The organism is Methanolobus sp. ZRKC4, from assembly GCF_045291305.1.
Taxonomy (GTDB): domain Archaea; phylum Halobacteriota; class Methanosarcinia; order Methanosarcinales; family Methanosarcinaceae; genus Methanolobus.
This window is the reverse complement of sequence record NZ_CP146983.1, coordinates 2,678,366-2,704,312: the sequence shown is the minus strand read 5'-3', so window position 1 is coordinate 2,704,312 and position 25,947 is coordinate 2,678,366. Positions and strand designations below refer to the sequence as shown.

Below are 25,947 nucleotides of genomic sequence, written 5' to 3'. Positions count from 1 at the left end.
AAATTGAAAATGATAGAAATACCACTATGGAATAAACAACGATCCTATAGGGATCAGGAGTAATTGATAGATATGAATAACTAAAATCAATCACTGCTACCCCGATAAAACCAAAAGCAAAAGCAAGACCTGCAATTGCTTTAGTTAGGTTTTCTTTATGATTTTGCACGGTATCATTTCCCGATTAAACCTTTAACACTTTCAGTAAAGGACCTACCTTGAACAGAGGGATTCAGGGATAAAGTTCCCTGGAAGATATCCCTTATGTCATGCCTGCCGTGTGCATTCTTTGATACGTTTAACTTGATATAATCACGGACAAAATCAAGAATAAAATCACATGTATCAGGAAGGAACATTTTTTTGACAAGAAGAACTTTTGCAAGCTCATCTATTTGAGAATTATTCAGGTTTGAAACTGCGAGCCAGGCATCAGGATCATCCGGGAAGAGTTTTTCTATACTTTCCCTTATGATAATTGCATGGTCATCTACAGGAACCTCTTTTTCCTGCATGTCATGAAGCAGGATATCAGAAAAGGGAACGTTTGAGCTCATAGCATCATCCCTATTAAGAAGAGTGTTGAAACGATGAAAGCAGTAATGGCTATACCAAGTATGAAACCTATGACTGCGAGGGTCATGTTTGGACGGACAACACGATCAAAAAGACCAGCTTTGAGGATACCTTCAACCTGTTCGCCGGATAAATAATCCTGTCCTGATTGGTCAGGCCTTAGAGCAGATGCACGATTATATGATGAAAATATAACTTTTTGTTTTGCCGCTGGGTCAAAATAGGTACCTTTCCTATTAAGGTAAACTGTTTTTGCTATTGCCGGAACTTCAACGCAATCCAAGGAAGCTGAAAACTCACCGTTGTATTTTCGCAGGTTGTTGGAAACATCAAGATACCAGACAGTAACCCGATTATCCTTATCAGCTCTTCTGGCTGAAAAGAGATCCTTAAAGAAATGAGATAGACCTGAAAAACTATAATTCATTCTATCAATCCCTTTATTTTCATGGATGCTTCCATTTTGTCTTTAGCCTGCTTTACAGTCCGACCATGGACGGACATTATTTTATCATGATCTAATCTTAGTTCCATTTTGACACGTTCCATTAGTTCACCTCTTCATAGTGGTAATATTGCATTTGCAAGTGAAATAATTAAATTAATTAAGAATTTAAAAATCTGAATTGGAAGAAGGAATGAATAATACATTCCTTTGAAATAGCCTTCAATCATTCCAAAAGTACCTCTATTAGATTGAAGAATGCCATAGAATAGGCCTACAACATTGGCCAGGATGAAATATGACCATGTGGAAAATAGCATGAATGTAAGCAAGAATGATAGAATATCCCACATGAAAACAACATATGTAAGAGCATTATAAAGGACCATATCAGGGTCCATAAAGCTAATTCTATTATAGAGCCACTGAATCCAACCTGGAAGCTCTTCCCCTTCCTGAGTAAGTTCATCATCTACTACTTTTACAACACAGTATGAAGATGCATTGTTATTAATTTCTGTTAAATCAAAAGTAACCGCAGTAAGCGGAGACATAGTAAGATTTACAGAAGCACCTGTTGTATATTGATTTAAAAAGCTCCGATCAATACGCGATACTTGAAGTTCATTAGGTGTTACGGTAAATCGAGCATAATTGGTATGTAAAGAACTATATGTTTTTGAAACAAGAACATTTGAATTATTATCCTTTATTTCATATGTCATAGAGTCAGTAAAGAAAAAAAGCCAGGACGGATTTTCTTCAAAATCAACAGAAAAAATTAAATCACGCTGACCTTCAGTATACCAAAAAGTAACAGGAAGTTCAAACGAACTATTTGACTTAAAATGAAAATCAAGATACTCATAAACATCATCTGATGAAGTCAAAAAAGTATCATAGTTTGAGTTTGGAATATAATTCTCATCTGAATCTAAAGGAGAAAACCCATAAACAAGACCTGTAGGTTTATAATCAGTCACATCTGCACAGATACCATAATAATCATGGCCTGCGGTATCTTCAAAGGTTAATGTTTCAGCAGATGCAGGGAGCAATAACAAAGCTATTGCAAGTAGAACTAATAGAATTTGTTTCATTTACTCACCTGCGAGATCCTAAAGCAACCATGAAAAAGACCATGAACATTAGGATCCACATGAGAGGACCTAACGTAAGTGACAATTGTTTTGCATCGTCCTGGGTAAATTCCCCATCTCCATCTAAATCTAATAACAGGGGATTGTCTGAAGATGAATCAGACGAATCATTTACGGGTGATGTATAATTAGCATAAAAATACCCACCATATAAACCATCTGATGTATACGTTACCATATTATCGGCATCTTCAGCATAGATTACACCGTTCGATAGCAGAACAATACCAGCTGACCGACTGGATAAAGTATCAATTGTAGAGGATGACCACGAATTGGAATAATTAAGACGCATTAGGTCTTTTTCCATAGTATAATAGACATCCCCGTTTGACGCAACGGCTATTCCAAGTGTTTGCATAGGAGTACTGGTAGATGAAGAAGTATATTTTGTAGATGAGGATCCATCCGAGAATAAACGAATATATTTTGGAGTTGTTGCGGTATATGGATAAGAATCATCGTAAATTATGCCGTCTGGATGCATCCCCACTGTATAAATTGCATAGTTGCCAGATATTCTTTCAAATAACAACGACTTTGAATAATAAGGTGCAGCCAATAGGAACACCTGACCATCAGAGCCTGCCATGTTGTTCACACAAACATAGAGATTATCTGAAGAATCGGGCTTAATTTCAGTAACTTGTGTGTCTGCTAATGTTGTAAGTTTGCCAGAGGGAGTCGGGTCATTTTGCAAAGAATATAAATCAATCGGACTTGAAATCGACTTATGCCAGATTACACCTGTATTATCATCAAATACAATAGTACCGTCTGACAACATGCAGGCAGCATTAACAGTTCCATTATAAATTAGTAAGGTACTGGACTCTTCCTCGACATAATAAACCTTCACTTCTGTACCTGTATATTCATCTGAAGCACCACCTATTAAAAAATTCACACCGTCATAATCGGATACAAATGTAATAGACGATAATCCAAAACCAGATGCAGGAATCGATGTTGCACTTGTCAGAGAAATAGACATCAAAAGCAATGCAATAAATAATATTTGTTTTATAATCTCACACCCTTACGATAGATCAGCACAAGACCAATGACAATAAGAGAGACAAGCATTAACGCAAAGACAACAGGAATATAAGCCATAGTCCAGCGAGCACCCTCTATAGGATCAGTAATTAAAGAAACTGTATTTGGTTTCACAAAAATCTGATAGTTTAAACCAGACTCAAGTAGAAGTGTTTCTGTTGTGTTGAAATCGCCTATGTAAGTTCCATTTGCATCATAAACAGTATAGACATAGGAGTCAAGAGGGTCCGTAAAGGTAACAGAACCCGCAGAAACCACAGGGGAACAACAAACTAAGAGCAAAGCAAATAATGATATTAACCTCATACGGACACCTCAAGATTTTAATTTCATTTACGTGAATAGAGAGAATTAAAGCGACCAAATGAAGACCATTTACTATTTTTCTGACTCTTGCGTTTCACTTTAGAACGCAAAGCAGAAGAAAAAGAAACAGGCTTCCCACTAGGCTTAGAAGCTTTCTTAGGTCGCAAAACACGATACTTTACTAGACTAGATTTAGCCATATTTTACACCTCGAAAAAGAAAGAAAAAGAGTGAATGAATCCACCCTTATCTGAACCTCATACCCTGAAGGATATTATCAAACAGGCCAGTAACGAACCTAATTACAGCCATACCAATTATGACACCAGCTATTGAGATAATAAGAGCCAGTATGTAAGGCATGAGAGTTGCAGCATCCTGAATTATAGGACCCACGTCTGCAATTGAACTGTTTGTTTCTGCGGCTGCTGTGGAGACTGTTGATACAACTGCTGCACCTGCAGCAACTACTTTAGTTTTGTACTCATTGAATTTTGATTTAAGTTCCTGATACATGTGAAACACCACCCTTTAGAGAGGAAAGGATGTCAGGGATCTTCAAGCCAAGAAGCTCAAGATCATCGGCAAAAATCGAGAAGTTCTCATATTCATCTTTGAACTTATTGTATTTGGACAACTGAGCCCACCTGACAGTAGAACCGTCATCTTTTTTCTTTTCAGAAACAGCTACACTTATTCCAGGAAGGCGCACTCTATCGCCTACCTGACGAATCCCATAGTTATTGAAGTCTGACATAGTTATCAATGGGAAGTCTGAAAAAGAGATATTTAAACATTTCAAATTTTTATAAATTTATGCATAAGTTTAAGAATAAAATTATGTATAAAAAGTAGCTCTGAAAATAAGACAGACTGAATTATTGCATAAATCAGCCTTTTAGTAAATGGCTGATGTGTCAATACAACACTGTGCCGCATTCACACTGGGTGAAGAGATTACTTGCAATATTACCTACGAAAACGAGCATACAGCACGCTGGTTGCTGCGCTTCGCTTGCTATTCCGCTATGCGAAAAACCAGCCGTGCGAATTGCTCGCCTTCTGGTGTTTTGGGATTGCCTCTATTGGGGGAAGGGGTATACTATGCATACTGTAGGTTTTCGAGGAACCCCACTTAGTAACAATAAACTTTTTTAGTAAAATTTATGTATTCCAATGGACTCTTAAAAGTTATGGTACGGGTAAATTGGACTAATGATGAACAAATAATTGCATTGTATTACTATTTAAAAGGTGCAAAGGCAGATAAAAATGATAAGCTGGTAAATGAAATATATCATTTGTTGCCAAATGGACATTCTTTGAATTCAGTAGCCCTTAAAGTTGGAAACTTTAGGTATCTGGACCCTTCTAACGAAGGTGGTTTAAAAAATGTAACTAAATCTGATATTGAAACGTGGGACAAATACTTTAATAATTTTGTTGAACTTGAAAAGAAGGCAAAGGAGATTATTGCAACACTAAAAAAGCAAATGTACACTGATCTACCCAACCCCATAGAAGCCGAAGCTATGTTATTACCTGAGGGTTCCAAAACAACCATTTCAGTAAATGTTTATGAAAGAAATCCAAAAGCAAGAAAAGCCTGCATTGATCACTATGGTACAAAATGCCATATCTGTGGTTTTGACTTCGAGAAAGTATACGGATTAATCGGTGACGGGTTTATTGAAGTTCATCATAAAGTTCCGGTTTCTGAAATAGGTGAATCCTACCAGGTAAATCCAATTGAGGATTTGATTCCTGTTTGTTCTAATTGTCATTCAATGTTACATCGAAAAAAAGATAGGACAATGGAAGTGAATGAACTTAAGCAGATCTTAAATCAATAAGATTTTGCAATATTATTTTTATTTTAATTACCATAAACCTCAATTTCCAGTGGATTTGTTCAACTTGAATATCTAGCTAAAAATCGCATTGCATGACAGCCGTGGCACACACGCCTTAATCGTGTACCTAAGGGAACATAGGAAAAAAGCCACGGGCGCCGCGAAGCGGCGCAAATGCTGGGTAGGTTGGGTTTTTTAATTGAAGTACTGTTTTTTAGAAACGCCATCGGCTATTTTCAGAAAAGAAAAAAGAGAAGAAAATAACAGTACCACAATATAGAAAGATTGGAGTAGAAATAATGGAGTAAATAAGATTTATTTTCTTCCGATTAGTCAAACTAATAGGAAATTTATTTCCGCACCTGCAACTGATGTGAGTAAAACCGAGATAGTATAAAAGGAAAATGGCGTTTTTTGAGTGTGTCGTTGGAAGTTGCAAAAGTGTTACTGAATAATACTTTTATACCAGAAGCCGGTTTACTTTCCATACAAGTGTTCTTGAACGACTACCAATAAAATGATATAGTTTACAATTATACAAAGCTGTTAAGTGGTGCTCATGGATTTAAAAAAACTAGTAGCAGTTGGACTACTATTATTAGTAGTAGTTGGGATATTATTAACGGCAGTAGTTGTATTTGTTGGATACGCTTATTTCGGTGAAGTTTCTATATCAAGCAGTACAGAGAGCGCTACCATCCAGAATATATCTGAAAATTTTTCTTTCATGTTGTTCAGGAGCGGGTACTCTTTTTTCAAGTAATGATCCCCTTTCTCCCATATTCATGCTGTTTTTTCCCTTTGATGGGTACGGATTTAAAAAGAATGTATACGCCCAGGATGCTGAAAAAACATTTATAGCAGCTACTAAAAACCACTTTTTACCATCTTTCAAGCTTGTAGCAGCCATTTGCACTGCACTCAAACTATCAGTCAGATATTTTTAAAAGTATATTGGACTAATCCTTCATAGTGTCCTTTATTATGGGTTATCTTCATCCTTGTTACCTTTACTTGGCAGTTTAGGATAACTTATAATCAATAAAAACTTTTAGATATCTATGGACTTAAGCAACAAAGCACTGAAAAAAGTAGCTATCAATTTAATTATATTATTAGCGGCATTTATTTTTATAAATATATTCTGTTTAGCTATAAAACATGCATTATATGGATAACTTCCTTTACTTGGCAATTACGGAATAGTAACTCCACAGGCAATACAATGTAAAATCATTATCAAGAAAATTATAAACGAGATGATTACAATTTGAAAATAATCCCATTTAGGTAATCGGAAGGAAGTAAAAACAGAAACTAATTGCTGCAATCGAGGACTAAGCCATGGCCAGAAAACTAGCAAATAAAGAAGTGCGATCAAGCCAAGAAAACCAATAAGCGAGAAGTAAAAAACAGCTCCATCATCATACATAGTTAACGAATCATTAAAATATCTATATGATGAAGTAACCAAGAAATTACCAATCAAACTAAATAATGCACCTATAGCTATTCCAGCCAAAGCCAAACGTACTTCTTTTTTTGAATCAGAGTTATCCACGTTTCCCATCCAGTGCACTTATGACAGATTCTTATAAATCACTTCCTTTATTTGGCGGTTTAGGATAATGTCAACTGTTAAAAAAACCGCGAGAGTATTTATGTTGACAAATTCTACTTCTGTTGATTCAATATGAATAATACTGATCTTACACTATGGACCCAGATAATTTTAGCATCATCAACAATGGTTTTAGTTGGTATAACTGCATATTATGCAGTGACAACAAATAGAATATTAAAAGAATCAAAGAGAGACAGAAAAGTTTCTTTAATTAAAAACCAGCTTTATGAGTTTTATTACCCTTTAAAATATTTACTGGAATATATGTTTTTCAATGTACCAGAAAAAGGAAAAAATAAGAGAGAGTTGCGAAGAGCCGAACCTATAAACAACAGGTTTCTGATGGGTAACAATCCAATATTCACTACGGTTGTGAAAAATCGAGGACATGCATTGCATACTGAAACACAAAATAGTCTCGATGAAGTTTTAGAAATAATACATAAAAACGAGTCCACTAGGGACGAAGATCATCACAAGCATTACGATAAACTATATGAGTGTGTCAATGAAGATATTAAAAAATTAAAGAATGAACTTGAAAAGGAAATGAATTAAAAACTTCCTTTATTATGGGGTTTAGGCAGTTACACCAGACTGAACAAATTCAGATAATGATAGTTGTTTAGGCACTGGTTGATCTGCCTTATATATAGTTTCCATCTTGAGAGGATATTTTTTAAAATAAGCTGCTGCTCTCGAATTAGCTTTTAATTCATTTCCGATTAGCAGAGCACCATAAACATTAGTGTATCTCTCAAGAACTGAACAAAAACTAGGAATTGGGATCCCATCAAGAGTATGAGCACATCCAGCCGATCTTAAAAAATATCTGACTTCTTCCTCATCCTGACGAGATCTCTTAACCACGTTTCACACTTCCTTTATTATGGGTTCTTGGAAACCCTAAGTTTGTTCATAAATCTATTCAAATCCCATAGCTTACGCTCTTCAAACAACACGACTATACCTCACAGTATTATGATTAGATCTTACAGCAATCTTACGAGTAATGCCAAGGTCTTTAAGTTCCTTTGCAAGTCTTTTAGACTGCTGATAAGTATCAACAACCAAGGGTTCAAGATCAGGATAACGTTTGGGTTTGATAGGTTTCAGGTTCTTATTACGTTCCTTAAAAGGACGAATGACACCAGAATCTACAAAAACATTACCAAATATCTTTTTGAAACCTAGATTTAATGATGAACATAGATTTATAAGAGGGTCTTTAACGGACTCCCATACACGTTTTGTTTTGAAAAATACTTTAGTACAGTGCTCCCGGACAGTATCGAGGATTCCCTCAGTTCGCCAGTAATTGATATAACGCCAGAGGGAACGCTCCGGGATTTCTGTTTGTTCCTGGATGTCGCGGAAGTCTGCGCATCCTTCAGATTGAAGGGCAATAAATGCGAGGGCTTTGATAGCCTGCATATTCTTACCAAAGTCGATGTTCTCATCTTGAGAAGATTGATTATTGTAGTCCCATTTAGGGAGATCATAACGATATTCAAAGACCTTTTCAGAATCAAAGTAATTATCTGATACATATTCGATTGGAGATACGAACTTAAGAAGAGAAAATAAGAGCCGGTCAAGGTCTTTTTTTAGTGATAGAAATTCTGAAATAGAAGGGTTTTGACTTGTAGCTGATTTAAGGAAGACTTCGAGTTTAGGATGTCTTAGAGGGTCCTCAGGACGACGATCAAGGAAATTGAGAATACGGTAGGATTTGACGCTGTGGTGATATTCTGTTTTAATATTGGCTGCTGAAAAATCAGGATCATCCAGTTTATACATGTCGTATTTACCGGATGTTAAATTTTTAACGAGTTTAGAATCACCACGCATGGACGATTCGTTTTCTATTGCCTGAAGGACACCTACCATATCATGCTCATGTCGTTCATGATAACGGACATGGCGAGCCATTTGATAGATACGAGAACGTGAGCGGTCTATCATGTGTTGGAAGCGTGAAGCTCCTAAGAAATCCATGAGTTCAAAGATGATATCAAAGTGTTCGTCAAGGTCAATATAAGAGGACTGGATATGAATCTGAGCACCCACAGAAGGAAGATTAAGAATCTTTCCTGTTTTTGTTTTAGTACCCGGACCAAACAACGGTTTAATAGTGTAATTGCATTTACTTGCACCATCTTTAGCTTTCCACTGAATATAATATTCGAATGCTAATTTTTTAGTTTTGGGATTGATTAACCCACCGGGTTTAGAGAATAATTTGAAATTGCGCTCGCCTATTTTGATATAGTGATTATAGCTATCAGTAACGTTGTTAGAGTAGTAACTAACCATTGTATAATAGAAGTCCAGGTCTGTTATATGGAAGAAACAGCCGAACTCATGAGTAATGGGTTCAGCGAATTTCATCCTTGATCTATAACCGGACGAACTATACCGTATGAGCCGGAATCATCATAGCCAAGCTCGAAACGGACACAATCTACTTTGAGATTACCTTCAAGGTCACGCAGACCAAGGGCAAAGGCAAGTTCAGAGGGAATAGTGACCCAAAGGCCACTACCGTTATTATCCCGAAGGCGATATTTTGCTTTAGCCATGAAGGACCACCGCCGTATTACTTACTGTTGCAAGAAGGCCAATGAAGGACACTGCATAACGGGTAATATTCCAGTATGGACGCTCAGCAATTTTATAGACCTTGTATAGAAGGAACATGAAGCCGAGCTTTAGGGGAATGAGTGAAAGGATACCATAAGAATTGAATAAGTAAGATAGCACTGGATTTCCTTCGTAGAATAGGCCGGTTTGCAGTGCGTAGATAGTGGTGATGGTGTCCCCTATGATAAAAAGGAGAACAGGGAGTTTGATGTCTTTTAGAAATGACATTAAGCAGACACCCCCGTTTTAAGATTAGATTGGAAATATGGAATAACTATTCTATTTCCAGAGGATGTTTTGAAGATGCCAGGAGCAACACAGCAAACAATCTCTTCTTTAGTTGTGGAATCCTGTCCGAAAGGACGAAGGAAAAGACGGGACATTTAAAGGACTCCTGCAAGATGTTGTATAGTCCTTGCTACACGTTTATCCCAATCAGAACCAAACTTTGCATCGTTGTCGATGAGTTCTTTTTCTGAATCGTAAATTATGCCTGCTACCTTACGGGAACAATCTGCAATCAAGAGAGCACCCCCACGGCAGAAAATACACTATGGTTACATTGTAACCTTTGGCCGTGGGGAGAGCTTGCGCTATGGAGTTTATGATCTATACTAAAAACAGTTTCACTTCTTGTATTTTCTTTCATCTTTTATGCACCTTCCTCATTTATTACCCGGTAACTACCCGGATAAGTTCGGTAACTAATCGAACAACAATTAATTGATAAAGTAACTATATATATAAGTTTCTAATTAACTATTAATTAGGCTGTGGTCCTCAAGCCTAACTAACTTGAAACTGCCTTTCATCAGGCAGATGCACCACCACAGCCTAACTCGCTTATTGAGCCTACAGGTAAAATAAGTTAAGCAAGCAAAGTGAAAGTAATAAAAAGAGTTAGATAGATATGTATGGGCTCTCCAGGGGCTTACTTCTTTTTCGGGTACAAAACTCTTTAATTCTTATCTTACAATTTTTTCAGCTATATATTGTAAAATATCCATTACCATGCAGAGCTCATCAGCCTCACGGTTTTAATCTTCAGATAAGATCCACGTAGCTGCCCCAATAAGATCCATATCAGAACCATTAACTAAGAATTTGTCTTCAGAAACACGTTCAACGAGATAAGATCCAAAAAAGTGCTTCTCACCAAATGGAAGTTTGTTCAATTCGCTTATTACTTTATCCATAAAAGTAATATGTATCAAACTTTATAAATATTTGTTCGCCATTTGTACGACAATTACCCTTTATTTTAGCTGGAACGATCTATACTAAAAACAATCCATAAACTCGTATTCCTAAAATAGGTCATGCCTTCAATATCACATTGTTTAACAAACTTTTTGATTAACTGAATATTAGTATCACATCTTTTTCATCAAGCCCAGAAATATTTTTTTGAGATTGTGATTGTAAAGTCCATAGTGCATAATTGATTTATGGGCTTATAGCCTTTAGACAAAAATACTTCAAGAGGCTTACTTTTTTCAATATTGGATATAGCAGAAACTTTGAAATACTGTTTAAGATTGTGATATTATCAAAGACAAAACCAAGACTTTAAAGCCTGTTATTTGTACGAGATGTAAGACCATGAATAATCCTACGTGTGCTTATTGTTATTCTTGTGAAATGACTCTGACCATTGAAGCATCTAAGGATATTGAAAAGAGAAGATCGGATATCTCTATGGATTGAGGGAGCTTGTTGAGAATAATCTGGAATTTGCTAAGGTGTTAAGGAGTGTGATCGGTTTCAAAGATAATCACAGAAGCTCTCAAAGCTTAGATTATGGCCAATTGGTTTCATTATGATTCGAGCTTTTAGCTTCATATAGAAGCCATATGAAAAGAACTAAGTACACCTATTGCAAAATTTGTATACGTAAAGGTTATTGATATGAACGAAACAAAAAATTTTAGTGATATGGAAAAATCATGGAAGAACGTGTTAGAACAACTAAGTCCAGAAGGCAGTGATTTTCTTACGGTTGGCATAAAACCCAGGAAGAATGACAAGTACTTCAATGCTAGAGTTGAAGAACAGCAAATCGTTGTAGACGTTGCCAAGATGCACGAGAAATCATCAGATATTAAGGCAGAGAAACATATCGATTTCAATCAATTCAAATGCGTTGCGAGCAAGTATAACAAATACATATCTGGTGTTAAGGGTATCAGACCACAGATGGTAGATGAATGCGGTCAGAACACTTCGTACCTGATATCACTGATTCATCATCTGTTGTGATATCCAGTTACTTTTTCTTTGCACATTTTGGGCAGGTTTTGTACCACATGAACCATTTCATTATTTCAAATACCTGTTAATCTGCATGTTTTTCAAAATCCTCGCACCACTTTTGCATATCCCTGTACCTTTCTGTCAAGCCTTTTCATCATCCCGCCAAGATTAATTGGCATATAGAATAATGTGCGAACTCTGTCCTTGGTAAATTTCGTGCATATCCATTCTTAATCAAATACTACTTCTGCCCTTATCGCACATCCATCACAATTTACAGATAGAAAGACATACAAACAAACAAAAACACTCATGGAGACCGATGAAATGAATATTCGAAAAATAAGAGAAGAGGATGTAACTAAGATCGAGAAATTTATATCGTTGTGTAAGCCGCTTGATCAGCATTCGACTTTTACTTATTGGGTGCTTGCCAGGTACTTTGATAACACATGTTTTGTTGTAGAAGAAAATAATGAGATTGTGGGATATGTATCAGGAGTAAAGAGTAGTTCAAAACCAGATGTATTCTATATATGGCAAATTGGGATTTCACCAGAGCATAGGAAAAAGAGACTTTCATCACAACTTATTAAAACCGTGGTTGAAGCTGCTGTCAGCTTAGGCAGCAGGTCGATACAGGTGTCAATTGACCCGGAAAACAATTCAAGTTTTGGTGCTTTTTTGAGATTCGCAGGAGATAGCGGGTTGCAAATAAACAAAATTGATGAACTTGAGTTATTTGATCAGGCAAATAAGAAAGACATCCATGAATATATTTATGAAATGTAACTATTCAGCCTACCACAATTAGCCTATTGATACTGATTTAATCAAAACGGAGATGTTTGCTCACTAACAACCTAAGAATCAAAAAAGCAATCAATGGCAACAATCAAAATTAATGATCCTAATAAAATGTAGGTCTCAACTTTTTGTCAAGATTGCTATTGATAGTGTTTTTATCAGGCTGAATAGTTACTATGAAATTAAGATTGAAGATTTGATCGATTCATAATTTTCATGGCTGGAGAAGTCACGGCAGTTCTACCGAGAACCAGCAACCAGCCAGCCAGAGATAATTACCTTTCATCTCATTCGTTAAATACATTTTTGATAAAAATTTGAATAGATAATCTGAAAAATCAGTTTGTATCTGCTTAAAGTAGTAAATAAATGCAAATGATTATTAATTAAAGAATGGTAGTTGTATTTGGAATAAAGAAAATATAATTAATGTTGTGCTTTACAATATGAGTAACTGTTAATCAGTTGAACCACATTATAAAATATGCCTGTCTGAGAAATGGTCACAAACAATGATGGTGCAGTTTACATTCGATTTAATGCCTTAAATAAAAAAATGATCATGCTATAGAACTGATGAACACTAGCCATGAAAGGGGCAATTATGAAAAATGATGAATGCAAACCGACATGTGAAGAAATGAGCAGCAACCCTTCCGGATACAGGGCATTGTTTGAAAATAATCATGCGGCTATGTTGCTGATAGATCCTGTCAGTCTGGACATTGTAGATGCAAATAACGCCGCATGTGACTTTTATGGATGGTCCCGTGAAGAGATTACCTGCAGAAGAATATTCGACATCAGTACTCTGCCTGGACAGGAAGTTATAGCTGAGATCGAAAAAGCAAAAAATGATAATCAGGCTCACTTTTTATCTGAGCACCAGATTGCAGATGGTTCTACACGTAACGTCGATGTTTATACCAACCCCTTAATAATTAAAGAGGATTTCGATATTCCCTCATTTTAGATCATTAAAGTATTCAAACTCAATTATATCCTCTCATTTTTTATCATTTTGTTTATTTCTCTTCATTAATCCTTATTTTTAGTATAGCTCCCGCTATCCTAAATTACTCCTTTGGTTTTTAGTGTCCTCAATTGATGCAGATTAAAACAAAAAGCTGTCATCAACATTTTTGCATTCACTCTTTCTACAGTTGTAACAAGAACCTTTCTGGTTTTAAATATTTCTTTTGTCACTGCATACACTCTTTCGCAAGGGACTCTTTTCACACTTATTCTTTCATTTCTGAGGATATCCATTATTCCTAAAGGATGTCCTCTTACAGCTCGTTGCATTGTTGCTGCAAAACCTTTTGCTATTGCTCCAAAATATCCTTTATCTCTATACACCACTTCACCCTTTTCAGACAGATCAACCTGTGAATCGTGAAGTGATGCAGTTGTTGTCTCAAATCTTCTGATTAGTTCATAATCCTTATCAATAATTGTATGAAGTTTGTATCCAAAGTGAGATTTACCATTTTTCTTAGTCCAGGTTCCATCTTTGCTTCTTCTTGTTTTCGCATCTTTTCCTCTGAGTACATCTGCTTTTGCATGTCCTGGATCTGAGTGAATAAAAGTTGCATCCTGGATCATTCCTTTTTTAATCTTCAAACCAAGAGCATCAAGCTGATTCTGCATTTCATCCCACACCGCTTTTTCTTTACCATTGTCGATAATTCTCTTCCTGAATGACCAGACAGTTGTACTGTCTGGTACATATTCAGGAAATCCCAGGAATTTCCTAAAGGATATCCTGTCAATACACTGCTTTTCAAGCTCAGCATCAGAAAGACCATGCCATTGTTGCAGAACAAGCATCTTGAACATTACAATAACATCAGCTTCAGGCCGTCCGCCTGAAGCTGTTCTGTTTATGTACATTGACTCCAGAATAGGGCGAAAAGGCTTCCAATCTACTAAATATTCAATTTCAGCAAGCTTATCTCCGACAGATTGGAGACGCTTATATTCTTCATTTAAGGCAAAATCAGTAAAAGAATCCATAATAGTAAATTTGCTTTGCTATTATTTATATTTTATTAAATTGTATGGGTATTGATGGTAGTTTATCGAAATCCTCATCTATATGAATTAAGTTGCTTTGAGGGTCAAGGTTATTTGCAAAAATGAAAAAGGTACAGTTAAGACGTTTCGAATGTAATTATCTCATCTCTTTTAAATAATTGGCAAGTTAAATATAGCATTAAACAATTAGTATAGTTTGTAATTTATAATTAAGATTATTAATTTCATGTTTGTATCTAATTTAGCAGGTGTTATATTGTGAATGGTTTTAAGAAAGTACTTTGTATTCTTTTGATAGCTGCACTGTTGGTGGTGGCTGCTGGCTGTGTCCAGTTTGATGACACATCCACAGATGATGATCATAGTGAACAGGTCGATGAAACATTAGATCAAATAATTGAAGACGATCAGAACGAACTATTATCCCAGAAAGAGAACAGGATGTCACTGGTCAATTCTGCTATTGAGTTAATAGATGAAAAAGGAGAGCTGGCATTTGATGATTTCAGGGAAAAGGACAGCCCGTGGTATCACAATGATTCTTACATCACCGTCTGGAATACTGAAGGAATACGTATTGTGTTCCCTCCAAAAGTAAGCGGTGAGGGGGAAAGTGTGCTCGATCTTGAAGATTATAATGGTGAGCCTTTAGGCAGAATGTTCATTGACACTGCTTTAAGCGAAGAAGGAGAGGGATGGGTAAATTACTACTGGCCAAGACCAGGCGAGACTACCCCTTCCAAGAAGTCCGCATTTGTCAAGAGGACTTCTATCGGTAACCAGACATACCTCGTGCATTCCGGTCTTTATGTAGATGACTATGTTTACAGCAACATCCTTGAAGATGGAAGCGATGAACATTTCGTGCGCTTTGGAGATGTTTCTCTTGGTAATGTTCTCCATCCGGCAATGGTTGACAGGGACCTGGATGTGGATTACAGTATTGCTCATGTAATGATAAAACCGGGCGGTTCCATTGAGCTTCACCTGATGAAGAATCCTGAGGTATATTATGTTCTTGCAGGTGAAGGTATGCTCTATATAGAAGATGTACCGTTTGAGCTAAGTGAAGGGCAACTTGTCCTCATACCTGCAAACTCAAAGCAGCATACGGAAAACACCGGGGATGTTGATCTTGAGTTCTTAGCTATAGACCAGCCTGCATGGGCAGCGGAGAATGAGGTAATATTTGAGTGATTTTTCACTCTACTTTTTTAGTGGATTTATTTTGATCTTTATTTGGTGCTATCTTTATTGTGGTCAATTTGATAGCATTTTATTTTATTTTATTTTATTGTAACTATTCAGCCTGGCACGATTTGCCTATTGGTACTGATTTCATCGAAATAGAGATGTCTGCTCACTAACAATCTAACAATCAAAAAAGCAATCAATAGCAACAATCAAAATAAATGATCCTAATGAAATTTACGTTTCAACTTTTTGTCAAGATTGTTATTGATAGCGTTTTTATCAGGCTGAATAGTTACGAATTAAAAAGAGATGTTTCTATAAAAACGGGGTTATAGTCGGAAATATTCCGGCACAGAACAAACATATGGGGTGAAAATATGGCTACAATGCCGATAATGGATAGTGTATACACTATGATAGACCAGTTGATAGCTTTCCTTCCTACTTTAATAGCAGTTATAGTACTGCTGATCATTGGACTGATAGCTGGAAAGGCAATTGGAAAAATAGGATCGAAGATACTTGACAAGATTGGGCTTGACGAACTGATAGACAAGACATCTATAGGAAAAATGATATCACGAACGCAGATCACAACCGTAGAATTCTTTGAAGCTGCCATAAGGTGGTTCATCTACTTGATATTTGCAGTCATAATCATAGATCTTCTAAACATCCAGATAGTTGCAGATTTTATCACAACGATAATACTCTATGTACCACTGATACTTTCTGCGATAGTAATACTTATAATCGGACTGCTAATAGTTGATTTCTTTGCAGACCTTATAAAGAATGTACTGGTTGCATCCGGGCTTGACGAGCATATATCAAAGACAAGTTTTGGAAGCGCAATGAGTTCAAGTAATATGACGATTTCGGGAATCATATCCGGGATCGTAAGGGCATTTGGTTACCTTATATTTATCACAGCCGCTCTTAATATCCTTGAACTTTACATGATAGCAGCAGTTATAGAATCAATCCTGAACTACCTGCCAAATCTCTTTGCAGGAGTAATAATACTGCTGATAGGACTACTGGCTATTGATCTCTTTGCAGACTACATGGGAAGCATGCTTGAGAAAATGAATGTCGAAGGAAGTAACATATGGATTCCGGCTCTTCGCGGATTCCTTGCATTCGTTGTGATAATGCTTGCTCTTGATGCAATGCTCATAGACACAAGCATCTTCTACCTGTTTGTTGGTCCACTTGCCTGGGGACTTGCTGTTGTTGTAGCCTTCAAGTGGGGAATCAAGGAAGCTCTGGTTGAGTATGCAAAAGCAAAGAAGTAGATAAAACAACCATTTAAAAAATAGATACACATTGCTGGCACATTCCTGCCAGCTTCTTTTTTTACCAGTGTTCCTATGTGAACAAAAATCTTTTATTGCTGTGACTCAATCCTGAACTTATAATTCTTAGCAATGATGAGTACCATGTTATCCAGAAAAGTTGAAAACATTCCGCCTTTTTACGTTATGGAGATACTGGAAAGAGCACAGGAACTTGAGAGAGAAGGCAGAGATATAATCCATCTTGAGATCGGGGAACCCGATTTTCCTACTGCACCACATATCTGCGAAGCTGCAACATCAGCTATGTGTACCGGGAACACTAAATACACCCATAGCCAGGGTCTGCTTGAACTAAGGCAGGCTATTGTAGAGAATTACAAAAATAAGTTCGACGTAAATATCACTCCTGAACAAGTGATGATCACATCAGGCACTAGTCCTGCAATGCTTTTACTGTTCATGGCACTTATTGATCCCGGTGACGAAGTCATAATGTCAAATCCGCATTACGCATGTTATCCCAACTTTGTAACAACCGCAGGAGGAGTACCTGATTTCATTTATACCAATGAAGGAAATGGCTTCATGTTACAGCCGGATGAAATTGCCGCACACATCAATCCGAAAACAAAAGCGATACTTATCAATTCACCATCCAATCCAACAGGTCAGGTCCTGCCTGAAGCAACATTTAGAGAACTTGCAAAAGTTGCCGGAAAAGTTCCAATAATTTCCGATGAGATATACCAGGGACTTGTGTATAAAGGAGAAGATCATACAATTCTTGAGTACACAGAAAACGCTTTCGTACTCAATGGCTTCTCAAAACTTTATGCAATGACAGGATGGAGACTTGGATACCTAATCACCCCAAAAAAACACATAAGGACACTGCAGAAAATGCAGCAGAACTTTTTCATATCCACCAATACCTTTGTTCAATATGCAGGAATTGCAGCCCTCCGTGGTCCTCAGGATAATGTAAAGAAAATGGTTTCCACTTATGACAAAAGACGCCGCTATCTTTTAAAAAGGATCATTGAGGCAGGCATGGAAGTCAAAAGCGAACCCAAAGGTGCATACTACATACTTGCTGATGCCCGTAAATTCGGCGAAGATTCCCTTGAACTCAGCCAAAGGATATTGGAAGATACAGGTGTCGCAGTAACACCGGGAATAGACTTTGGCGATGGAGCGGAGGGTTACCTGCGCTTCTCCTACGCAAACAGTCTTGAAAATATAAAAGAAGGCATGGAAAGGTTAGAAGCATATCTTAAAAAGTAGATGAAAGAGGCTTTTCCAGAGATAGTACCCTATAAAATAAACCACACTGTTGGTGAAGAGTATAGACATACTTATATACAACCTATATCTCATTTCACTAACAAGAATAGGCATCCCAAAAAAAGGTAGTTTTTTACATGACAACTGAGAGAACCGAAGATTATCTGAAAGTAATCGAGAAGATAATTGAAAGAAAAGGCTATGCACAGGTTAAGGACGTATCAAGGGAGCTTGAACTTAGTTCACCCAGTGTCACAGGGATGTTCAAGAAGCTCACCAAGATGGGGTATATCAATTACGAGAAATACGGCGGAGTCACACTTACCCCTGAAGGAGAGAAAATTGCAAAATGTACCATGGAAAAACACAGTGTCATCAGGGACTTTTTACAAATTCTCGGTCTAAATGAAGAGATTGCAGACCATGATGCCTGCAAAATAGAGCATGTGCTCACTCCTGAAACCTTTGAGATACTCACCAAGTTCGTCGAATTCATGACTATGAAGGAAGATGGACCGTACTGGCTTGACCACTTCAGCCACTACCGCGAAACAGGCGAGTATATTAATTGTACCCCGGCTGCAAAGGATACCTGCCCGGTTCATGGAAAAAGAAAAGAATAGATCAGAACCGAACTTTACTTATCTGTCATTTTTCGCATAAACTTTTTTATTAGCTGTTCAACAAGCACAATTGAAAGTACACATGATTTATGTTTTTTGCATACAGAAACAAATTAGGTAATGCGAAATTACTAAATATAAAAAAAATGGATTACTGCTATCATCAAAAAGGACAGGGAATAATTTGCTCGATATTCAGGAGACAACACTTGACACGCTTAAACCCGGAGAGAAAGCCAGGATTACAAAGGTGCGTGTGAAAGGGCCTGCCAGAAGAAAACTATTTGATATGGGAATGGTTGCAGGCTCGGAAGTCGAGCTCATTAGAAAAGCACCACTTGGCGATCCTATAGAATTCAGGATAAAGGGATACAACCTTTCAATAAGAAAAGATGAAGCGAGACAGATCTTTATTAATAGACTTTGATCCGGGATCTCTACCGAATCTTTTAGAGATGACGGCACATATATTATAACTATTCTCAGAGGATCGCTCCATGGAAGACAGGGAGATAAAGATAGCCCTTGCCGGTAACCCCAATGTAGGAAAAACAACTCTTTTTAATGCGATTACCGGCTCAAGGCAACATGTCGGTAACTGGCCTGGCGTCACTGTTGAGAAAAAAAGTGGTACCAGAATATACAAGGGTTATGAAATAGAGATCATCGATTTGCCGGGAACATATAGCCTGACAGCCTATTCTATGGATGAGATCGTTGCAAGAGACTTTATCATTGAAGAAAAACCCGATATTGTAATCCAGATTGTAGATGCCTCTAACCTGGAAAGAAACCTCTATCTTACAACGCAGTTGATGGAACTTGAAACAGAGATGATCATTGCTCTGAACATGTGCGATCTTGCCGAGGAAAGAGGAGACCGTATCTACATTGATAAGATGCAGGAGCTTCTTGCAACACCCATAATAAGGACCGTCGCAACCCAGAAAAAAGGTATTTGTGAGCTTCTGGACAAAGTTATCGAACAAAAAGAAATAGAACCGCATCACGGCCATGAAATTGGATATGGTAATGAGATAGAAGACAAGATCCTTGAAATTGAGAAGGTATTAAGTGAGGATGAGAAACGCGATAAAAGATATCCCCTAAGATGGGTAAGCATACGTCTTCTTGAAGGTGATGACAATGTCAGGGAGAAGATTTCCAACAGTCCAGTATATGACAGGACAATAGAGATCATTGATGCAATCGATCAGGAAGAATATGAAGCTGAAATAGCTGACAAGCGTTATCTTGCAATCAATATGATCTTCCCCCAAATGTGTACCAGAGCCAATGATACGTTGACTAAATCCGACATGATTGACAGGGTACTAACTAACAAATATCTTGGCATCCCAATATTTCTAGCATTAATGTGGGGTGCATTCGAACTTACATTTGCCTTTGCGACACCTTTCATGGATATGATAGACATCACGGCCACGTGGTTCGCTAACTACATATCCTCCAGTCTTCAACCCGAATGGCTGGCATCACTTGTGGGTGATGGAATTATTGGCGGTGTCGGGGCAGTACTCGTATTCGTTCCGAATATTTTCATATTATTTTTCCTCTTATCGCTGCTTGAAGGTAGCGGTTACCTTGCACGAGCCGCATTCATCATGGATAAATTGATGTACAAGATAGGCATGCACGGCAAGTCATTCATACCCATGCTTATGGGATTCGGTTGCAATGTACCAGCTATCATGGCTGCCAGAAGTATAGAGGATGAAAAGGACAGGCTTATTACTATACTTATAGTACCGTTCGTTTCCTGTGGAGCCAGACTACCCATATATGTGTTGTTCGCAGGCACATTCTTTGGAAGACAGGCAGGAACTGTCATATTTGCAATGTACATATTAGGTATTGTTATTGCGATCATATCTGCAAAACTACTCAGGAAAACTATCGTAAAGGGGAAACCGGCACCATTTATAATGGAACTTCCCCCATACCGCGTCCCGACCCTTAAGGCAAGTGTTATGCACATGTGGGACAACGGTTTCATGTACATAAAAAAAGCAGGATCCATCATACTCGTGGGTGTTGTGGTTATCTGGGTAATGGCATCTTTCCCGTGGGGTGTGGAATACGGAAGCGAGGATAGTTATGTTGGCAGTCTGGGTCACGCAGTTGAACCATTTCTCAAGCCTCTGGGTTTTGACTGGAAGATATCAGTTGCACTCATATTCGGACTGGTCGCTAAAGAAATTGTTGTGGCATCCATGGGAGTTCTTTATGGATCAGGTGATAGTTCAGAAGTACTTAGTGAGAGGCTCCTGGCAGACTCCGGGATCACTGCGCTCAGTTCACTTAGCTTAATGGCATTCAGTTTGCTATATATGCCCTGTATTGCAACTGTAGGAGTCATCAAAAAAGAAACAGGCTCATGGAAATGGACAGTATTCGCGATAATATACGGAATCGGCGTAGCATGGATCACAGCATTCATAATTTACCAGGGAGGAAGGTTACTTGGCTATTAACAGGGAGAGTGTAAGCGATAAACCAGACACCAGGTCAGCAATGATATTTTCCATGATCACAGGTTCCTTATATATCATTTTAGGCTTGCTTCAGTTGTCAGCAGGATTGGGCAGGATTCTTATGGGCCCGAATACCCACATCCCATTTACGGATGTATTATTCATACCTGCTGACACCATAGGCGCATTTGTCCTGCTGCTAATAGGAACGGTATTCATATACGGCGTTATGGAAATGCGTCAGGGAGTATATGAAGGTGTATCCTATGCCTACGTAGGCGTCCTGATAGCACTTATTTTTGCAACAATATACATGCTTGTAAGCACAGGAAACATGCTTGAAGCATACGTTATTAAAAATGAGGACTACATAGGCTGGACACCTCTAAGCGATCTAAGACCGGGAATATATCTGGCACTCCTTCCACTGCTTGCATTCAGCAAATGGAAAGACATGTTTGAAGGAGGGTTGTTGAAATGATAAGGGAAACACTGGGAAGTCTTTTTGTTGACAACTGCACATTCCAGGAAGCAGCAAAAAAACTTGGTATTGACCAGGGTAGCATCAAAGATAGGCTCATTATGCTGGAACATATGGGTTATATCATTGAAGTCTGCAACAATTCAGGACCAAAGTCATCCACTTGTTGCTCATGCTCTGCGGCATCTGCATGTTCAACCAATAATGGGGACTTTACAGGGAAAGCATACCAATTGACCAAAAAAGGTGAAAAGATATGCCGCAGCTGAATATTCAACAAGTGTCGACTGTATTCTATTATAATGAATGAAGTTGAAGAATCAGGCTGTACCCATTATAGTATTTTCTGATGTTTTTAGATATATTCAATCATAAAGAAAATAGACCATAGTACTGTGGAAATTTAGCGGTTTCGATATGTACTTCAATCAGTTTAAATAATGATAATAAGAGACTAAAATTACCGCAACATATATTTTTAAGTTCGGACACAGATAGTACGGTATTAATTTTTAAAAGGATATAAAAGGGATTCATATGAGAACAGGAGTTGCAATTGATCTAGGAACCAGTGGCATAAGAGCACAGAAAATCGACCTTGACAGCGGGGAAATACATAAAACAGTCATAACCCTTCGTAATCCACTTCCAGGTGCAAACGTAATGGACCATCTTGATTTTGCAATCACATATGGTCTTGAGCGTGCTCATGGACTTCATGTAAATGCCGTGAGAAAAGTCATTGAGGCATTAGGTATAGAAGCTGAAGAACTGCAAAGAATGGCGATCTGCGGTAATCCTATACAGCTTTCAATTTTCCAGGGAATTCCCATAGATGATCTTGCTTACGCCGGGGAAAGGAAAAAAGAAAAACTAAACATCAAGGAAGAGAACAGAGATGCGCGCATCGTTGAATGCTCTGAGATTACCGGTCTTGAAGTTTACCCGAATGCCAAGCTTGTCGTACCGCCTGCCATCAGGCACGAAGTGGGTGCCGATGCACTTGCCCTTATCATAAAATCCGGTTTCCTTGATACAGAGGAAACTGCAATAGCTACTGATTACGGAACCAATGCAGAAATGGCACTGATCCATGAAGGAACAATTTACACAGGCTCCGCTGCAGCAGGCCCTGCACTGGAAGGTCAGCAGATAAAACACGGGAAACTGGCATCTCCATTTGTTATCTCCGATGTAGAGTTCGAGAATAACTACCTGCGTAATTATGTGCTTGATGACGAAATGAACACCGTTAAGGGAAAGCTTGTTGACCCTAAGAGTGGAGACGTGATAGAAGATCACACCATCAGTGCAAAGGGAATCACCGGAACAGGCGTTATTGCAGTTCTTGATGCTGCTATTAAAAATGAGGTAATACAACTTCCGAAGATTAATACCCCGGACCACATATTGTATCTTCAGGACCAGGTGAAGTTCTTCGAGAGTGATGTCCAGGAAGCCGGACTAGCTATCGGTGCCATACGTGCCGGACACCTTGCACTTTGCAACGCTGCAGGCATACAGATGGCAGACGTTAAGAAAGCGTACATGTCAGGTGCCGCAGGAACATATATGGACGCTGTCAAGGCGCACCAGATAGGCATGGTGCCTTTCAATGTTGATGAAGTCATACAGATTGGTAACACTTCACTGATTGTCGCAAAAGAAGTACTTCTCTCGGAAGACAGGTTGTGGGAACTTCAGGAGATAGCTTCAAGAATTGTAAGCAATCACGTCATGTTTGCAACTGACCCTGGTTTCAAGGAAGCATACATACAGGAAATATCTTACTGGACGGAAGGGATGCCTTTCAAGATGCTCAAGAAATTCCTTAAAAAGAAGGGACTTCCTCTGATTGATCTCCCGGAAAAAACTACCAGCGTAGACAAACGAGTGGAGAGAGATATACCCGTTCTTGGTGAAGAAGGACTCGATGTGCTTGAGCAAGTTGGTACCTATCTTACCATGAGAGTTGAATGTCCCGAGTGCCAGAAGTGCGCAAAAGTTTGTCCCACTGATGCCCTCACCGTGGATGATGAAGGTCTTGTTATGATAAGATCAGATCTCTGCGACGGTGCGAACTGCAAGAGATGTATCAACGCATGCCCGAAAGATAAATTCAAGTGGGAGAACCTTACTGTGCTGGAGCAATCAGCATAATTTATTTTTTTTAATTTTTTAAAAGAAGGCAAAAAATATGAAAGTACTTGTAGTAGGCGGATTTTTAGGTAGCGGAAAAACATCAACCATTATACGATTGGGTAAGGAATTCAGTGATGCCGGTCATAAGGTGGCAATCATTGTTAATGAGATCGGTGAAGTAGGTCTTGATGGGGATGTCATCTCCAAGTACGGTCTTGATATGCAAGAAATAACAAACGGATGCATCTGTTGTACTCTTAAGGTTAGTATGAAAGCCACAATGACCCTCCTCTATAGGGATTACAATCCGGATATCGTACTTGTAGAACCTACCGGGATCGCATTCCCTGAAGTCATCAAGAACGATGTTGAGTTAATGGAGCTGAAGGGTGCTACTGTTCAGCCTCTTGTTACACTTATAGATGGTAGCAGATTCAAGCAGTTGATGAAAGAAGCAAAGAATTTTGCCATGCGTCAGATAATCGATGCTGAAATATTGGGTATTAATAAGATAGACCTCATCGATGAGATTCGTATCCCTATCATTGAAGCATCCGTGCAACAACTGAACCCTAAGGCAAAGGTGGTACTGCTTTCCGCATCCAAGAAAGATGAACATTGGGACAACTTTGTGAAACTTGCAATGACCGAGGTCCCTGAAAATCGAGCAATGCATGAATTCCATACTACCAGCCCTGATACCCAAATTATCGATGAGGTAACAGGTAAACCGGTAGAAGAAACACTTAATTCTATTGAGGCATCTGGGATAGCCAGTTATGCCACAGAGTACTCTATAAATGATAGAATTAACACCGAACTTGCACAAAACATTGCAACTGAGATAATGGACACTATCAAATCAAAAGTTATCGAGCTGAGTCCGGAATTTGTGGGTCATATCAAGTTGTTCATAGAATCTGATTCAAATACCGTAAAGACAAACCTTACTGCTTATGATCAGGACGTGACAATGGAAGTGATCGATGTAACTGGAGATATGCCCCGACTTAAAGTGCTCTCCGCGGTTTCGAGCATTGACCATGAAAAGCTTGTAGGTGTAGTAAATGACACTATTTCAGAGAAGCTAAATGACAATAAGATCACTTTCAAGCACAACAAGCCACATAAGCATGATCATGCCCATGGGCACCCACAGCCAATTGACATAATCAATAACAATTGATTACGATACAGGTTTGCTCAAATAAAGCCTGTACCTTCTTTTTTTATTTTTTTAAATTGCGTAGGGATAATTATTCCCTTGTTGATAGATCAAAAACAGGATGGTATTATCAACAAATAGAGGAAATCTGCGCTGCTGTGAAATATTATATAAGTATTACGCATAAACAGATGAAAGGCACATTTTTTGTAGATTTTCTTAAATCCACTATGTATACTTCGACTTTTGACGATACTTAAATCAAACGGTTAACAATTGATTAAGAAATAGTTATGATTCTAAAAATAATGGAAAAACAAGAATAATTAGAAAAGTTATTCCGCATTTTTTACGAATAAATTATATTGTTTCACTTTTTAATTAAATATATTAATAAATACATAAAAAATAGAATAACAAGCAAACTTTACTTACATACAAGAAAATGACAAAAACAACCAGTACTATTTAAAACTAACTGGTACAGTCATGTTTTTTT

Annotated in this window: 33 protein-coding genes; 15 read left to right on the top strand and 18 right to left on the bottom strand. The window is 37.9% G+C overall.

The genetic code is table 11. From position 1 onward, the window contains the following. Positions 1-173: 173 nt before the first annotated feature. From V7O67_RS13215 to V7O67_RS13180, 8 genes are all read right to left on the bottom strand, one after another. The gene (locus V7O67_RS13215) at positions 174-557 is read right to left on the bottom strand and encodes a hypothetical protein (RefSeq protein ID WP_342304396.1); all 384 of its coding nucleotides are present in this window, start codon (positions 555-557) and stop codon (positions 174-176) included. Continuing rightward, a complete protein-coding gene (locus V7O67_RS13210) occupies positions 554-1,003 on the bottom strand; it encodes a hypothetical protein (protein ID WP_342304397.1) in 450 nt (149 codons plus the stop codon). Before V7O67_RS13210 ends, V7O67_RS13215 begins: the two co-directional genes overlap by 4 nt. Further along, the gene (locus V7O67_RS13205; protein ID WP_342304398.1) at positions 1,000-1,125 is read right to left on the bottom strand and encodes a hypothetical protein; all 126 of its coding nucleotides are present in this window, start codon (positions 1,123-1,125) and stop codon (positions 1,000-1,002) included. Before V7O67_RS13205 ends, V7O67_RS13210 begins: the two co-directional genes overlap by 4 nt. Before the next feature lie 12 nt (positions 1,126-1,137). Further along, a complete protein-coding gene (locus V7O67_RS13200) occupies positions 1,138-2,121 on the bottom strand; it encodes a hypothetical protein (protein ID WP_342304399.1) in 984 nt (327 codons plus the stop codon). 4 nt (positions 2,122-2,125) lie between these two features. Continuing rightward, positions 2,126-3,175, bottom strand: a complete 1,050-nt coding sequence (locus tag V7O67_RS13195; protein ID WP_342304400.1) for a hypothetical protein — start codon at positions 3,173-3,175, stop codon at positions 2,126-2,128. 29 nt (positions 3,176-3,204) lie between these two features. Further along, positions 3,205-3,546, bottom strand: a complete 342-nt coding sequence (locus tag V7O67_RS13190) for a hypothetical protein (RefSeq protein WP_406670208.1) — start codon at positions 3,544-3,546, stop codon at positions 3,205-3,207. A gap of 246 nt (positions 3,547-3,792) precedes the next feature. Further along, the gene (locus tag V7O67_RS13185; protein WP_342304402.1) at positions 3,793-4,062 is read right to left on the bottom strand and encodes a hypothetical protein; all 270 of its coding nucleotides are present in this window, start codon (positions 4,060-4,062) and stop codon (positions 3,793-3,795) included. Next, positions 4,046-4,303, bottom strand: coding sequence for a hypothetical protein (locus tag V7O67_RS13180; protein WP_342304403.1), 258 nt, complete (start codon positions 4,301-4,303; stop codon positions 4,046-4,048). Before V7O67_RS13180 ends, V7O67_RS13185 begins: the two co-directional genes overlap by 17 nt. 409 nt (positions 4,304-4,712) lie before the next feature. Here V7O67_RS13180 and V7O67_RS13175 point away from each other — a divergent pair, with 409 nt between their 5' ends. Continuing rightward, a complete protein-coding gene (locus V7O67_RS13175; RefSeq protein WP_342304404.1) occupies positions 4,713-5,399 on the top strand; it encodes an HNH endonuclease in 687 nt (228 codons plus the stop codon). Between the two features lie 673 nt (positions 5,400-6,072). On the opposite strand, the gene V7O67_RS13170 is transcribed toward V7O67_RS13175, so the two are convergent. Next, positions 6,073-6,309: a hypothetical protein gene (locus V7O67_RS13170; RefSeq protein ID WP_342304405.1), complete on the bottom strand. Its 237-nt coding sequence runs from the start codon at positions 6,307-6,309 to the stop codon at positions 6,073-6,075. A gap of 285 nt (positions 6,310-6,594) precedes the next feature. After that, a complete protein-coding gene (locus tag V7O67_RS13165) occupies positions 6,595-6,960 on the bottom strand; it encodes a hypothetical protein (protein WP_342304406.1) in 366 nt (121 codons plus the stop codon). Positions 6,961-7,092: 132 nt separating this feature from the next. On the opposite strand from V7O67_RS13165, the gene V7O67_RS13160 reads away from it, so the two are divergent. Beyond that, entirely contained in the window at positions 7,093-7,581 is a 489-nt protein-coding gene (locus tag V7O67_RS13160) for a hypothetical protein (RefSeq protein ID WP_342304407.1), read from the top strand. Positions 7,582-7,602: 21 nt separating this feature from the next. On the opposite strand, the gene V7O67_RS13155 is transcribed toward V7O67_RS13160, so the two are convergent. From V7O67_RS13155 to V7O67_RS13125, 7 genes are all read right to left on the bottom strand, one after another. Further along, positions 7,603-7,893 (bottom strand): hypothetical protein, encoded by a 291-nt coding sequence (locus V7O67_RS13155; protein WP_342304408.1) that lies wholly within the window; start codon positions 7,891-7,893, stop codon positions 7,603-7,605. Between the two features lie 81 nt (positions 7,894-7,974). Further along, entirely contained in the window at positions 7,975-9,414 is a 1,440-nt protein-coding gene (locus V7O67_RS13150; protein ID WP_342304409.1) for a hypothetical protein, read from the bottom strand. Continuing rightward, positions 9,411-9,605 carry a hypothetical protein gene (locus V7O67_RS13145; protein ID WP_342304410.1) on the bottom strand — a complete coding sequence of 65 codons (195 nt, stop codon included), beginning with the start codon at positions 9,603-9,605 and terminating at the stop codon, positions 9,411-9,413. The genes V7O67_RS13150 and V7O67_RS13145 overlap by 4 nt, the downstream gene beginning before the upstream one ends. Further along, a complete protein-coding gene (locus tag V7O67_RS13140; protein WP_342304411.1) occupies positions 9,598-9,894 on the bottom strand; it encodes a DUF5658 family protein in 297 nt (98 codons plus the stop codon). Before V7O67_RS13140 ends, V7O67_RS13145 begins: the two co-directional genes overlap by 8 nt. Continuing rightward, the gene (locus V7O67_RS13135) at positions 9,894-10,049 is read right to left on the bottom strand and encodes a hypothetical protein (protein ID WP_342304412.1); all 156 of its coding nucleotides are present in this window, start codon (positions 10,047-10,049) and stop codon (positions 9,894-9,896) included. The genes V7O67_RS13140 and V7O67_RS13135 overlap by 1 nt, the downstream gene beginning before the upstream one ends. Continuing rightward, positions 10,050-10,190 (bottom strand): hypothetical protein, encoded by a 141-nt coding sequence (locus V7O67_RS13130; protein WP_342304413.1) that lies wholly within the window; start codon positions 10,188-10,190, stop codon positions 10,050-10,052. A 513-nt stretch (positions 10,191-10,703) separates the two neighbouring features. Continuing rightward, on the bottom strand, positions 10,704-10,862 hold the full coding sequence (locus tag V7O67_RS13125; RefSeq protein WP_406670205.1) for a hypothetical protein: 159 nt from the start codon (positions 10,860-10,862) through the stop codon (positions 10,704-10,706). 712 nt (positions 10,863-11,574) lie between these two features. Between V7O67_RS13125 and V7O67_RS13120 the strand changes: the two genes are divergently transcribed. The 3 genes from V7O67_RS13120 (at position 11,575) to V7O67_RS13110 (ending at position 13,699) form a co-directional block, all read left to right on the top strand. Beyond that, the gene (locus tag V7O67_RS13120) at positions 11,575-11,925 is read left to right on the top strand and encodes a hypothetical protein (protein WP_342304414.1); all 351 of its coding nucleotides are present in this window, start codon (positions 11,575-11,577) and stop codon (positions 11,923-11,925) included. A 321-nt stretch (positions 11,926-12,246) separates the two neighbouring features. Further along, complete coding sequence (locus V7O67_RS13115; protein WP_342304415.1) at positions 12,247-12,711, top strand: GNAT family N-acetyltransferase; 465 nt, start codon at positions 12,247-12,249, stop codon at positions 12,709-12,711. Positions 12,712-13,315: 604 nt separating this feature from the next. Beyond that, positions 13,316-13,699, top strand: a complete 384-nt coding sequence (locus tag V7O67_RS13110; RefSeq protein WP_406670204.1) for a PAS domain S-box protein — start codon at positions 13,316-13,318, stop codon at positions 13,697-13,699. A gap of 98 nt (positions 13,700-13,797) precedes the next feature. On the opposite strand, the gene V7O67_RS13105 is transcribed toward V7O67_RS13110, so the two are convergent. Continuing rightward, on the bottom strand, positions 13,798-14,742 hold the full coding sequence (locus V7O67_RS13105) for an IS5 family transposase (RefSeq protein WP_342303665.1): 945 nt from the start codon (positions 14,740-14,742) through the stop codon (positions 13,798-13,800). A 279-nt stretch (positions 14,743-15,021) separates the two neighbouring features. Here V7O67_RS13105 and V7O67_RS13100 point away from each other — a divergent pair, with 279 nt between their 5' ends. From V7O67_RS13100 to V7O67_RS13055, 10 genes are all read left to right on the top strand, one after another. Further along, on the top strand, positions 15,022-15,960 hold the full coding sequence (locus V7O67_RS13100) for a cache domain-containing protein (protein WP_342304417.1): 939 nt from the start codon (positions 15,022-15,024) through the stop codon (positions 15,958-15,960). A gap of 374 nt (positions 15,961-16,334) precedes the next feature. Next, positions 16,335-17,255 (top strand): mechanosensitive ion channel family protein, encoded by a 921-nt coding sequence (locus V7O67_RS13095; RefSeq protein ID WP_342304418.1) that lies wholly within the window; start codon positions 16,335-16,337, stop codon positions 17,253-17,255. Between the two features lie 144 nt (positions 17,256-17,399). Beyond that, the gene (locus V7O67_RS13090; protein WP_406670203.1) at positions 17,400-18,542 is read left to right on the top strand and encodes a pyridoxal phosphate-dependent aminotransferase; all 1,143 of its coding nucleotides are present in this window, start codon (positions 17,400-17,402) and stop codon (positions 18,540-18,542) included. Between the two features lie 137 nt (positions 18,543-18,679). After that, the gene (locus V7O67_RS13085) at positions 18,680-19,165 is read left to right on the top strand and encodes a metal-dependent transcriptional regulator (protein ID WP_342304421.1); all 486 of its coding nucleotides are present in this window, start codon (positions 18,680-18,682) and stop codon (positions 19,163-19,165) included. Positions 19,166-19,349: 184 nt separating this feature from the next. Then, a complete protein-coding gene (locus V7O67_RS13080; RefSeq protein ID WP_406670201.1) occupies positions 19,350-19,592 on the top strand; it encodes a ferrous iron transport protein A in 243 nt (80 codons plus the stop codon). A gap of 70 nt (positions 19,593-19,662) precedes the next feature. Continuing rightward, positions 19,663-21,660 (top strand): ferrous iron transport protein B, encoded by a 1,998-nt coding sequence (gene feoB, locus V7O67_RS13075; RefSeq protein WP_406670200.1) that lies wholly within the window; start codon positions 19,663-19,665, stop codon positions 21,658-21,660. Continuing rightward, a complete protein-coding gene (locus V7O67_RS13070; RefSeq protein WP_342304424.1) occupies positions 21,650-22,141 on the top strand; it encodes a hypothetical protein in 492 nt (163 codons plus the stop codon). Before feoB ends, V7O67_RS13070 begins: the two co-directional genes overlap by 11 nt. Beyond that, complete coding sequence (locus tag V7O67_RS13065) at positions 22,138-22,410, top strand: hypothetical protein (RefSeq protein WP_342304425.1); 273 nt, start codon at positions 22,138-22,140, stop codon at positions 22,408-22,410. The genes V7O67_RS13070 and V7O67_RS13065 overlap by 4 nt, the downstream gene beginning before the upstream one ends. A gap of 268 nt (positions 22,411-22,678) precedes the next feature. Then, positions 22,679-24,301 (top strand): methylamine methyltransferase corrinoid protein reductive activase, encoded by a 1,623-nt coding sequence (locus V7O67_RS13060; RefSeq protein WP_406670199.1) that lies wholly within the window; start codon positions 22,679-22,681, stop codon positions 24,299-24,301. A gap of 37 nt (positions 24,302-24,338) precedes the next feature. Next, complete coding sequence (locus tag V7O67_RS13055; RefSeq protein WP_342304427.1) at positions 24,339-25,469, top strand: GTP-binding protein; 1,131 nt, start codon at positions 24,339-24,341, stop codon at positions 25,467-25,469. Positions 25,470-25,947: the final 478 nt, after the last annotated feature.

Bases quoted from the DNA above. Each gene is read 5' to 3' on its own strand.
- V7O67_RS13200 (WP_342304399.1), bottom strand. From the start codon at position 2,121: ATGAAACAAATTCTATTAGTTCTACTTGCAATAGCTTTGTTATTGCTC.
- V7O67_RS13060 (WP_406670199.1), top strand. From the start codon at position 22,679: ATGAGAACAGGAGTTGCAATTGATCTAGGAACCAGTGGCATAAGAGCA.
- V7O67_RS13140 (WP_342304411.1), bottom strand. From the start codon at position 9,894: ATGTCATTTCTAAAAGACATCAAACTCCCTGTTCTCCTTTTTATCATA.
- V7O67_RS13110 (WP_406670204.1), top strand. From the start codon at position 13,316: ATGAAAGGGGCAATTATGAAAAATGATGAATGCAAACCGACATGTGAA.
- V7O67_RS13095 (WP_342304418.1), top strand. From the start codon at position 16,335: ATGGCTACAATGCCGATAATGGATAGTGTATACACTATGATAGACCAG.
- V7O67_RS13180 (WP_342304403.1), bottom strand. From the start codon at position 4,303: ATGTCAGACTTCAATAACTATGGGATTCGTCAGGTAGGCGATAGAGTG.
- V7O67_RS13210 (WP_342304397.1), bottom strand. From the start codon at position 1,003: ATGAATTATAGTTTTTCAGGTCTATCTCATTTCTTTAAGGATCTCTTT.
- V7O67_RS13125 (WP_406670205.1), bottom strand. From the start codon at position 10,862: ATGGATAAAGTAATAAGCGAATTGAACAAACTTCCATTTGGTGAGAAG.
- V7O67_RS13145 (WP_342304410.1), bottom strand. From the start codon at position 9,605: ATGGCTAAAGCAAAATATCGCCTTCGGGATAATAACGGTAGTGGCCTT.
- V7O67_RS13120 (WP_342304414.1), top strand. From the start codon at position 11,575: ATGAACGAAACAAAAAATTTTAGTGATATGGAAAAATCATGGAAGAAC.
- V7O67_RS13175 (WP_342304404.1), top strand. From the start codon at position 4,713: ATGTATTCCAATGGACTCTTAAAAGTTATGGTACGGGTAAATTGGACT.
- V7O67_RS13090 (WP_406670203.1), top strand. From the start codon at position 17,400: ATGTTATCCAGAAAAGTTGAAAACATTCCGCCTTTTTACGTTATGGAG.
- feoB (WP_406670200.1), top strand. From the start codon at position 19,663: ATGGAAGACAGGGAGATAAAGATAGCCCTTGCCGGTAACCCCAATGTA.
- V7O67_RS13150 (WP_342304409.1), bottom strand. From the start codon at position 9,414: ATGAAATTCGCTGAACCCATTACTCATGAGTTCGGCTGTTTCTTCCAT.
- V7O67_RS13160 (WP_342304407.1), top strand. From the start codon at position 7,093: ATGAATAATACTGATCTTACACTATGGACCCAGATAATTTTAGCATCA.
- V7O67_RS13190 (WP_406670208.1), bottom strand. From the start codon at position 3,546: ATGAGGTTAATATCATTATTTGCTTTGCTCTTAGTTTGTTGTTCCCCT.
- V7O67_RS13135 (WP_342304412.1), bottom strand. From the start codon at position 10,049: ATGTCCCGTCTTTTCCTTCGTCCTTTCGGACAGGATTCCACAACTAAA.
- V7O67_RS13215 (WP_342304396.1), bottom strand. From the start codon at position 557: ATGAGCTCAAACGTTCCCTTTTCTGATATCCTGCTTCATGACATGCAG.
- V7O67_RS13205 (WP_342304398.1), bottom strand. From the start codon at position 1,125: ATGGAACGTGTCAAAATGGAACTAAGATTAGATCATGATAAAATAATG.
- V7O67_RS13085 (WP_342304421.1), top strand. From the start codon at position 18,680: ATGACAACTGAGAGAACCGAAGATTATCTGAAAGTAATCGAGAAGATA.
- V7O67_RS13115 (WP_342304415.1), top strand. From the start codon at position 12,247: ATGAATATTCGAAAAATAAGAGAAGAGGATGTAACTAAGATCGAGAAA.
- V7O67_RS13185 (WP_342304402.1), bottom strand. From the start codon at position 4,062: ATGTATCAGGAACTTAAATCAAAATTCAATGAGTACAAAACTAAAGTA.
- V7O67_RS13055 (WP_342304427.1), top strand. From the start codon at position 24,339: ATGAAAGTACTTGTAGTAGGCGGATTTTTAGGTAGCGGAAAAACATCA.
- V7O67_RS13065 (WP_342304425.1), top strand. From the start codon at position 22,138: ATGATAAGGGAAACACTGGGAAGTCTTTTTGTTGACAACTGCACATTC.
- V7O67_RS13195 (WP_342304400.1), bottom strand. From the start codon at position 3,175: ATGTCTATTTCTCTGACAAGTGCAACATCGATTCCTGCATCTGGTTTT.
- V7O67_RS13105 (WP_342303665.1), bottom strand. From the start codon at position 14,742: ATGGATTCTTTTACTGATTTTGCCTTAAATGAAGAATATAAGCGTCTC.
- V7O67_RS13170 (WP_342304405.1), bottom strand. From the start codon at position 6,309: ATGGCTGCTACAAGCTTGAAAGATGGTAAAAAGTGGTTTTTAGTAGCT.